Origin of the sequence: Muriicola sp., from assembly GCF_041567615.1 — a bacterium.
Taxonomy (GTDB): Bacteria; Bacteroidota; Bacteroidia; order Flavobacteriales; family Flavobacteriaceae; genus Muriicola.
The window spans coordinates 1-8,914 of sequence record NZ_JBFGBM010000111.1; the positions used below are offsets into that span (position 1 = coordinate 1).

Genomic DNA, 8,914 nt, shown 5'->3' on the forward strand with positions numbered 1-8,914 from the left:
ACGTGAAGGATGTTTTCAGGCGCACTGTAGGGGTTGAAATCCTCCGGTAAAAACGCCTCCGTATTAAAGTCCAAAGACGCAGAGTCTTCCTCTTCAATATAGGTGATGGAATCCACTTCCAGGCTGATCTCGTTTCTCTTTTCCATGGCTGATGAACTCAGTCCAAAACCGAAGAAAAGAAGGATATAAAGTAATGTATTTTGTGTATTCATAACATTTTCTGATTACATTTTAAGGCAAAGATATAACCCGAAAACCCCGTTTTTATTGCCCTTCAGAAATGATTAACAATCAGCGTTATCAGCTGTGATTATGACTTTCGTAATTTCTATAGATTCTTCTTATCAAGTTGATAATCCGGAGGTTCAAAAAGATCTATTAAAGCACTTGGCGTCATGTTTTATTACCACTAATGCAGTGAGTTAAACTTTTGTTAAGCAGTCGCAGAAGGAGGCGGAGCGTTAAAAAACAACTCCGATTGGCCCATAAAAAAGCCCCGGCATCAGCGGGGCTTCTCAACTAACTAATTCAAATATCTCAATGAAATCTTTATTTCATTTAAAGATGCTTTACAGGCTGTAGGGATCGAAATCCTTCGGAAGGTAGAGAGAGGTATCAAACCCCAGGTCGAGCTCTTCCTCCTCAATATAAACGATGGTGTTCAGATCCAGGTCGCGAGCGTAAGGATCAAATCCTTCGGGCAACCACTTACTGGTATCGAAGTCCAGGTCCAAATCCTCTTCCTCTATATAGGATATGTTCATAAAATCGACAGGAGCTGCGTAGGCATTGAATCCCTCAGGCAAAAGAGCGATCAATGCCGAGGGGAAGATCTCCTCCTCGTTTTCTTCCATAAATGGGATCGCGTTTAAATCCACATAAGAGACATAGGGGTTAAAATTCTCGGGCAGATACTCCCGGGTATCAAAACCCAGCAGGATGGGCTCTTCTACTTCCTCATAAGCGATGGAGGCTATGTCCAGCTCTTCCATGTACTTTGATTCCTTACATACCTCAGAAAAATTGATCAGGTGATCGACCTGATCTTGATTCCAGGTAGCCTTGAATGTCACAGGAGTGAGGGTCTCAAGGGATTCTGTCTCAATAGTCTCGGGTGATTGCGGCGTGGAGGTTATCCCCAGGAAAACCATTCCACATAGGATAAATAGTTTGTTCATTTCTCGATTGATTGATGGTTGTAATTCTTTGTCTATAAGACTTTGTAAAACGTGAAATGTTACATTGTTGGCGGATAATTAACACTTGAAAACCTCCGAAACCAAGAAGATTTTTTCCTTCTTCTTTATTCTTAATAATTTGATTTAGTGAAATTTATGTGTAGGGAGCAAGCCAGACACGTGCCCAGAGCTACTTAAGAATTCCTTAACAGTACCCTTTGTGATTTTTTCAGTTCTTTGAAAAATTTCAAAATCAAAAGAACCTGAAAATGATAAGAAAATTACTTCCGAAAATCCTGGTTGTACTACTTTTTGCAGGATACTCCCAATCGGTTGATGCTCAACTTTTCAAAAAGAAGAAAAAAACAGAAGCTGCCAAACCTGCAGCCAAAAGCAAGAAAGGTGAAATTGAACCTTATGAAAAGGTCATCACCAAGGAGGCTATCACGGACGATGGCCTTTTTAAGGTCCACGTGGTGGACGATACCCATTTTTATGAGATCCCGGATTCCCTCTTCAACCGGGAGATGCTCATGGTGAGCAGGATCTCCAAGACAGCTTCGGGCATTGGTTTCGGGGGTGGAAAGATCAATACCCAGGTTCTCAGGTGGGAAAAGAAATCCAAGAAGGTGCTGCTCCGTGTGGTGAGTCATGACGTGGTAGCCGCTGATTCCCTTCCCGTACACGAGGCTGTGGTAAATTCCAATTTTGAGCCGGTGCTCTATTCCTTCGACATCAAGGCCTTTAAAAAAGATTCCCTGAACCCGGCCACCGTGATAGAGGTCGACGATCTTTTTACAAAGGACGTACAGGCTTTGGGTATGCCAGACCGGTACAGAAAGCGATACAAGGCCACGAGGCTGGATGACAGCAGGAGTTTTATCGAATCCATCAAAAGCTACCCTCTGAACATTGAGGCAAGGCATGTGAAAACCTACAATGCCGGGGATCCTCCCTCCAACGAGAGCCTCGGGTCCATTTCCATAGAGATCAACAACTCCATGATCCTGCTTCCCAAAGAGCCCATGAAAAGAAGGTACTTCGACAGGCGGGTAGGCTGGTTTGCAAGGGGTCAGGTAGATTACGGTCTCGAAGCACAGGAGAGTAAGACCATTACTTACCTCGACCGGTGGAGACTGGAAGTTAAGGAAGAGGACATGGAAAAATTCAAACGAGGCGAACTCGTAGAGCCCAAAAAACCCATAGTATATTACGTAGACCGCGCCACTCCCGAACAGTGGGTTCCTTATATCAAACAGGGGATCGAGGACTGGCAGGTAGCCTTTGAGGCGGCAGGATTTAAAAATGCGATCATCGCCAAGGACCCGCCATCCCCGGAAGAAGACCCTGAGTGGTCTCCTGAGGATGTGCGCTATTCCGTGGTTCGCTACCTGGCCTCCCCTATTCCCAACGCAAACGGGCCCCATGTAAGCGATCCCCGTAGCGGAGAGATCCTGGAATCGGATATCAACTGGTACCACAATGTGATGACCCTGCTTAGGAACTGGTTCTTTGTACAGACCGCTGCCATCAACCCGGATGCCCGGGGTGTGGCCTTCAAAGATGAGGTCATGGGAAGGCTGATCAGGTTCGTATCCTCTCACGAGGTGGGCCATACTTTGGGCCTGCCCCATAACATGGGAAGCAGCGTGGCCTATCCGGTGGATTCCCTGCGGTCACCCTCCTTTACAAAGAAATACGGCACGGCACCTTCCATTATGGACTACGCCCGCTTTAACTATATCGCCCAACCCGAGGACGGGGATGTGGCCCTGATGCCGAACATCGGTATCTATGATAAATACGCCATTAAATGGGGATACCGACCCATCCCGAATAAATCGGCCGAAGAGGAAAAGCCTGTCCTGGATTCCTGGATCCTGGAGCACGCAGGAGATCCCCTTTACCGTTTCGGGCACCAGCAGGCCGGGGATGTGGTAGATCCCAGCTCTCAAACCGAAGACCTGGGTGACAATGCGATCCTCGCCGGCGAATACGGGATCGAAAACCTGAAACGCATCGTGCCCAACCTGGTTGAATGGACCAGAGAGGACGGGAAGAATTACGACGACCTGGAAACACTTTACGGCCAGGTGCTCGCCCAGTTCAATCGCTATATGGGTCATGTTTCCAATAACATTGGCGGGGTTTATGAAAATCACAAAACCTATGACCAGGAGGGGCCTGTCTATACCTATGTCCCCAAAGAACATCAGGAGAATTGCGTGGCATTCCTGCACGATCAGCTTTTTGAAACCCCTGAGTGGCTGATGGACAAGGACCTTTTTGCTAAGATCGAATACTCAGGTTCTGTAGAACGCCTGAGAGGGTTGCAGGAACGTACCCTCAACAACCTGCTCAGCCTCGGAAAAATGGAACGGCTGGTAGAATACGAGGCCATGCACGGCAGGGATGCATATACCCTGATAGACCTGATGACCGATATCAGGCGCGGACTCTGGTCCGAGTTGCGGACCGGCAGGACCATTGACACCTATCGCAGGAATTTGCAAAAGGCCCACGTAGACAGGCTGGAGTATATCATGAAGGCCGAAGACCAGAAGAAGCTGCCCGACTTCGGGGGATATCGTAAGTCGACCGCAGTGACCATGAGTCAGTCCGATCTGAGGTCCATCGCCAGGGCAGAGCTCAGCACCATACAGTCCGCCGCCAGGAATGCGGTGAACAGGACCTCTGACAGGATGAGCAAATACCACCTGCAGGACATTGTCCAGCGTATAGAAAAGATCCTGGATCCCAGCTAGGGTCGAAATCACATTCTGTAAAAGGTACCGTTTATTCTGTGAACGGTACCTTTTGGTTTTTATCACCCAAATGTCATTTTGCCGTTTACCACAACTTTCGGCCTTTTCACCACAACCAGGCTGCCACTGGACAACATTCCGGGAAAACACCTGCTTTTAGGTCCTATATTAGTGATGAAATTAAAACCCCAGATCATGCCTTACAAAGTAAAAAGTCTTATCTACCTGATTTGTTTCATCGCCTCTGTCTTGATCTACAGCCAGGTGGAAACATCCTCCGAAGAATTTAATAATGAGGAAGTCCAGCTGGTACAAACTGAGTCGGTCGATCTCCAGCATCAGAAAGACGAAGCACTGTAAGTGATTGCCAAATACATATCCCCAAATCACCCATAGAAAAAGCCTCGCACCTAGCGGGGCTTTTTCGTTTTAGAACTCAAGCGTTAATTCTGTCTTAAATCCCATTTCCACGCTAAACCCTTGATACAGTAATACGTCAAAGGAGTATAACTTAAATCATCAACACATGAAAAAAATCATGATCGCTATGCTCGTCATAGCCAGTTGCAGTGCAGTGGCCCAGGAAGGACACAGACACGGTCCCAGGCACTCAGAAGACCCACTGACCCCGGATCAGGTCGCTACCCTCAAAACAAAACGCATGACCCTTGCGCTCGACCTCTCGAAGGCACAGCAGGAGGAGGTGCAGAAATTTCATCTGGAGAATGCCCGCCTTCGCAAGGAAAAAAAGGAGGCCCGGAAAGAGGAAAGAAATAAAGAATCGGCCAAGGTCCTCAGTGCCGACGAACGATTCTCCAGGGAAAGTGAACGCCTGGACCATATGATCGCCAGCAAGGAGAAAATGAAGAAGATCCTCAACGAGGAGCAATTCGAAAAATGGGAGAAGGCCATACATCACAGGAAGCATCGCAGACCTCATGGCGACCGGGATGGTCGGGGTAGACATTAACAAAAAAGGACCCATGCGGGTCCTTTTCTTATTTTAATTTCGGTGCTATCTGCTTTAGGGCATCAAGGGTAAAGTCGATGTCCTCGTAGCTCAGGGCATCGTTTAGAAAATAGCTTTCAAAAGCACTGGGCGGAAGGTAGACCCCTTTTGAGAGCATCCCGTGGAAATAGGCCTTGAAGGTTTCGTTATTCCCTCTGACGGCTCCTTCGAAATCGACCACCGGCTCTTCCGTGAAATGCACGGAGATCATGGATCCAAAACGGTTGATCTGGTGGGCGATCCCATGTTCTGTAAGTATCTTTTCGATCCCTTTGTGAAGGTACCGGGTTTTCTTGTCCAGGCTCTCGAAGACAGCGGGGTTGTCATTTAGGGCAGTGAGCATGGCCAAACCGGCACTCATGGCCAACGGGTTACCACTTAGAGTTCCCGCCTGATAGACAGGGCCTACGGGAGCCAAATAATCCATGATTTCACTACGGGCTGCAAAGGCGCCCACGGGTAATCCCCCGCCTATGACCTTACCATAGGTGACAATATCTGCCGGGATCCCAAGCACTTCCTGGGCACCTCCGCGAGCCAGCCTGAAGCCCGTCATGACCTCGTCAAAGATGAGCAGGATTCCGGCTTTGGTGCACCTTTCCCTCAATCCACGGATAAAGGAATCCTCAGGGATGATACATCCCATATTCCCGGCAACGGGTTCGATGATGACCGCGGCAATCTCTCCCTGGTTGGCGGCGATGAGTTCGTCTACGCTGTTCAGGTCATTATATCGGGCGAGGAGGGTATCTTTGGCCGTTCCCTGGGTTACCCCAGGACTATTGGGGCTCCCGAAAGTAACCGCCCCACTGCCCGCCTGTATCAGAAAGGCATCTGCATGGCCATGGTAACATCCCGCAAACTTGATGATCTTTTCCTTTCCCGTAAAACCACGCGCAAGTCGGATCGCACTCATACAGGCCTCGGTACCGCTGTTCACAAACCGTATCTTATCGATGTTCGGCGCCATGGAAACTGCGAGCCTTGCCAGGTCCGTCTCAATTTCGGTAGGCATACCGAAAGAGGTCCCTTTTTTCGCCTTCTCTATGACGGCCTCCAAAACGGGTTCGAAGGCATGGCCCAGGATGAGCGGACCCCAGGAGGATATATAGTCGATTAGGCGGTTGCCGTCTACGTCGTAGAGGTAAGCCCCCTTGGCCTCTTTTACAAAGACCGGGTCTCCCCCCACAGCCTTGAAAGCCCGGACCGGGGAATTCACCCCGCCCGGAATATAGCGTTGAGCCTCCCTGAACAGGGCGCTGCTTCTCTGGTACTTCATGATCTTATCTGATGTTGTTGGACTGTATTCTCAATTCCTGTCCTACGGAAATAATATTGTCGTTCAGGGCATTCAGTTGCTTCAACGCCTCTACCGTGGTAAAATAGCGCCTCGAAATGGAATAAAGCGTATCTCCTTCCTGAACTATGTGAACCTGATATTGGTCCGCAGCCGATCTCTTGGCAACGGCGTAGTCGCCCTGGAGGACTGCCCTGTCGTATTCATAAAGCCTGTAACGCTCAATGAAATTAATCAGTTTCTGGGGGTACTTCCTGTCTGTTGCATAGCCGGCCTGTTTCAACCCATGTGCCCATCCCTTGTAATCGTCCTGCCTCAGCTCGAACAGGGAAGCGTAACGCGACCTGGTGGTAAGAAAGAGGCTGTGGTCCCTGAAGGAATATACAGGGTGGTTGTATTTTCTGAAGCACTCCCCTGCCTCATCGTCATCGTGCAGGGCATAGGGACCCTCCCATCCTGTATGGCATTTTATCCCGAAGTGGTTGTTCGTCTTCAGAGTCAGTTCCCCCCTCCCAAAACCGCTTTCCAGAATTCCCTGGGCGAGGGTAATGCTCGCCGGGATCCCGTAGGTCCTCATCTCGTTCTGAGCGATCTCGGAAAAAGTATCTATGTAATCCTCAATAGAAGCGATGGGAAATTCCATGAACCTCCCCGTATCTTCAGGCATGGACTTGAGATCTCCGTCTCCCCTGTATCTTTCCGTTTCCGAACCGGAACCCTGCCCCTTGGCGTACGTAGTTCTTTTCTTGGTGCCGCATCCCGAAATGAGCACGAGCAGGGCACAGGTAAAAAAAATCTTCCTCATACAGTAAGCAAAGGTAAGTTCTTTTTTCTCAAAAAGCCATTCATCCCGGTGATCCCCTGAAGACCGCCCGTATGCATGGCCAGGATCTTCGTCCCCTTTTCAAATCTTTCCTCCTCCGCCATCTTCAGCAGGCCGAACATCATTTTACCCGTGTAGACGGGGTCGAGAGGTATTCCCGTTCCTGCCTTGAAATTATTGATAAAGTCGATCAATTCTCCAGTCACTTTCCCATATCCCCCGAAATGGAAATCACAAATGAGCGTCCAGTTGTCTTGTGGGGTAAGACCCTCCAGGTACTTCTTAAGAAAGTCACCTTTTAAAGCCGGAAAACCAAAAACTTTCTGCTTCTCACGGACCGACCTGCTGATGCCTGCCAGCGTTCCGCCCGTTCCCACTGCACAGGCTATGATATCGTAGGCCTCATCTCCGGGTTGGAGTATTTCCTGGCATCCCCTGATCCCAAGCTGGTTGGTCCCGCCTTCGGGAATCAAATAGAAGCGACCATATCGGTCTTCAAGATGCTGCAGGAAGGCCTTCTCTTTCTTTTTTCGATACGCAGCCCGACTCATAAACTCCAGTTGCATGCCCATTTCCGAAGCGTATCGGAGCGTTGGGTTGTCCTTCCAGGAATCCGTAAGTTCCTCCCCACGTATGAACCCGATGGATCTCAATCCCTTTTCTGAAGCCGCACATGCTGTAGCCGGAATGTGGTTGGAATAAGCTCCTCCGAAGGTGAGCAAGGTATCGTACCCCTGTTTCAGGGCCTCCTCCAGATTGTACTTCAGCTTTCGGTATTTGTTTCCCGAGACGACTGGGTGCAGGAGGTCTTCCCTCCGGAGTCGGAGGCAGATCCCCGCTTCCTCGAGCAGTGGAAGGTGTATTTCCTGGGTGGGTATGGTCACGAATATATCGGTTACGCCTTCCAAAGATAGTGCGTAAAGGAGTACCTTTTTCTCCTCTGGAGGTAGGTGGGGTCTGATTCGTACTTATAGGCCTCCCTTTCAAAACTCAGGTTGCAGTAGGCCTTGTAGGGACTGAGATACCAAAGGATCTTTATGGCCCATTCGAGCAGATACCAGAGATAAAAGGGAAGGATAAGGAGTTCTTCCTGCTGTCTTAGGTGTATGCGTTCGTGGTTGATCAGCACCTTATCGCGGGTCAATTCAGGGGCCTTGACGATGATAAAAGGCCAAAGGGTAAGGGCCACGTAATTCCTGTAAAAAAAGTACCTGCTGATGATCACCATGAGTATATCCTTCCTCAGTGTTAAAAATAAGGCCTTTTTCCGGGATTGGAACTCAGGCGTCTGTGAATATCAGACAATGAATGGTGAGTGGGCATGCTGAACAGGGCCCGCACCCGCTTAACCGACATGGCATATTAAGATGAAAACCCGTAATTTTGTAGTTGGTTGAATGAAAGATCGATAGTGAAAAAGATCATACCCCTGGAGGAAGGGGATTTTTACCTCTCTGAAGAAGGATATAAGGTTTTTACGGAACAATACCTCCTCAAACGAGGGTATTGTTGTGAGAGTAACTGCAGGCATTGTCCCTATGGTTTTGATCCCAGGGTCAAAAGACAATAACCAGAGGATTCGGCATGATATTTGAGCGTATTTTAACGTTCCTTACCCTTAAAAAACTGTACGTATGAAAAAGAAGATTTTAGTTTTACTGCCACTTGCCTTGCTTGTGCTGGCAAGTTCATGTGTTTCTGTGAGAGTGGTCACCGACTACGACAGGAACGTTGATTTCAATTCCTATAAGACCTACGCTTTCTACAAGACCGGGATAGACAAGGCACAGATCTCTGACCTTGACAAGAAAAGGATCCTGAGGGCCATTGAAACGGAAATGG

General features: G+C 48.8%; 11 protein-coding genes. 5 read left to right on the plus strand and 6 right to left on the minus strand.

Going from position 1 to position 8,914, the window contains the following annotated elements:
- Together ABYP73_RS08680 and ABYP73_RS08685 are read right to left on the minus strand one after the other, a co-directional pair.
- Positions 1-212: hypothetical protein (locus ABYP73_RS08680; protein ID WP_372974055.1), on the minus strand; the 212-nt coding region annotated here is incomplete at its 3' end.
- Between the two features lie 357 nt (positions 213-569).
- Positions 570-1,178 carry a hypothetical protein gene (locus tag ABYP73_RS08685; RefSeq protein ID WP_372945703.1) on the minus strand — a complete coding sequence of 203 codons (609 nt, stop codon included), beginning with the start codon at positions 1,176-1,178 and terminating at the stop codon, positions 570-572.
- Between the two features lie 269 nt (positions 1,179-1,447).
- Between ABYP73_RS08685 and ABYP73_RS08690 the strand changes: the two genes are divergently transcribed.
- The 3 genes from ABYP73_RS08690 to ABYP73_RS08700 all read left to right on the plus strand — a co-directional run bounded on the left by ABYP73_RS08690 (position 1,448) and on the right by ABYP73_RS08700 (position 4,913).
- Positions 1,448-3,943 carry a zinc-dependent metalloprotease gene (locus ABYP73_RS08690; protein ID WP_372974056.1) on the plus strand — a complete coding sequence of 832 codons (2,496 nt, stop codon included), beginning with the start codon at positions 1,448-1,450 and terminating at the stop codon, positions 3,941-3,943.
- Between the two features lie 195 nt (positions 3,944-4,138).
- The gene (locus ABYP73_RS08695; RefSeq protein ID WP_372945701.1) at positions 4,139-4,303 is read left to right on the plus strand and encodes a hypothetical protein; all 165 of its coding nucleotides are present in this window, start codon (positions 4,139-4,141) and stop codon (positions 4,301-4,303) included.
- A 166-nt stretch (positions 4,304-4,469) separates the two neighbouring features.
- Positions 4,470-4,913, plus strand: a complete 444-nt coding sequence (locus ABYP73_RS08700; protein ID WP_372974057.1) for a hypothetical protein — start codon at positions 4,470-4,472, stop codon at positions 4,911-4,913.
- A gap of 28 nt (positions 4,914-4,941) precedes the next feature.
- Here ABYP73_RS08700 and hemL read toward each other — a convergent pair whose 3' ends face one another.
- Genes hemL through ABYP73_RS08720 form a run of 4 tightly spaced genes read right to left on the minus strand, consistent with a single transcriptional unit; the run spans position 4,942 to position 8,300 of the window.
- The gene (gene hemL / locus ABYP73_RS08705) at positions 4,942-6,231 is read right to left on the minus strand and encodes a glutamate-1-semialdehyde 2,1-aminomutase (RefSeq protein ID WP_372974058.1); all 1,290 of its coding nucleotides are present in this window, start codon (positions 6,229-6,231) and stop codon (positions 4,942-4,944) included.
- Positions 6,232-6,235: 4 nt separating this feature from the next.
- Entirely contained in the window at positions 6,236-7,054 is an 819-nt protein-coding gene (locus ABYP73_RS08710) for a glucosaminidase domain-containing protein (protein WP_372974059.1), read from the minus strand.
- Entirely contained in the window at positions 7,051-7,956 is a 906-nt protein-coding gene (locus tag ABYP73_RS08715) for a 1-aminocyclopropane-1-carboxylate deaminase/D-cysteine desulfhydrase (protein WP_372974060.1), read from the minus strand. The genes ABYP73_RS08710 and ABYP73_RS08715 overlap by 4 nt, the downstream gene beginning before the upstream one ends.
- Before the next feature lie 11 nt (positions 7,957-7,967).
- Complete coding sequence (locus tag ABYP73_RS08720) at positions 7,968-8,300, minus strand: hypothetical protein (protein WP_372945054.1); 333 nt, start codon at positions 8,298-8,300, stop codon at positions 7,968-7,970.
- Between the two features lie 183 nt (positions 8,301-8,483).
- Here ABYP73_RS08720 and ABYP73_RS08725 point away from each other — a divergent pair, with 183 nt between their 5' ends.
- Positions 8,484-8,642, plus strand: coding sequence for a DUF5522 domain-containing protein (locus ABYP73_RS08725; protein WP_372945053.1), 159 nt, complete (start codon positions 8,484-8,486; stop codon positions 8,640-8,642).
- 64 nt (positions 8,643-8,706) lie between these two features.
- The coding region (locus ABYP73_RS08730) for a DUF4136 domain-containing protein (RefSeq protein WP_372974061.1) at positions 8,707-8,914 on the plus strand (208 nt) is incomplete at its 3' end.

Coding starts and splice junctions, on each gene's coding strand:
- ABYP73_RS08685 (WP_372945703.1), bottom strand. CDS start 1,178: ATGAACAAACTATTTATCCTATGTGGAATGGTTTTCCTGGGGATAACC.
- ABYP73_RS08690 (WP_372974056.1), top strand. CDS start 1,448: ATGATAAGAAAATTACTTCCGAAAATCCTGGTTGTACTACTTTTTGCA.
- ABYP73_RS08695 (WP_372945701.1), top strand. CDS start 4,139: ATGCCTTACAAAGTAAAAAGTCTTATCTACCTGATTTGTTTCATCGCC.
- ABYP73_RS08700 (WP_372974057.1), top strand. CDS start 4,470: ATGAAAAAAATCATGATCGCTATGCTCGTCATAGCCAGTTGCAGTGCA.
- hemL (WP_372974058.1), bottom strand. CDS start 6,231: ATGAAGTACCAGAGAAGCAGCGCCCTGTTCAGGGAGGCTCAACGCTAT.
- ABYP73_RS08710 (WP_372974059.1), bottom strand. CDS start 7,054: ATGAGGAAGATTTTTTTTACCTGTGCCCTGCTCGTGCTCATTTCGGGA.
- ABYP73_RS08720 (WP_372945054.1), bottom strand. CDS start 8,300: ATGGTGATCATCAGCAGGTACTTTTTTTACAGGAATTACGTGGCCCTT.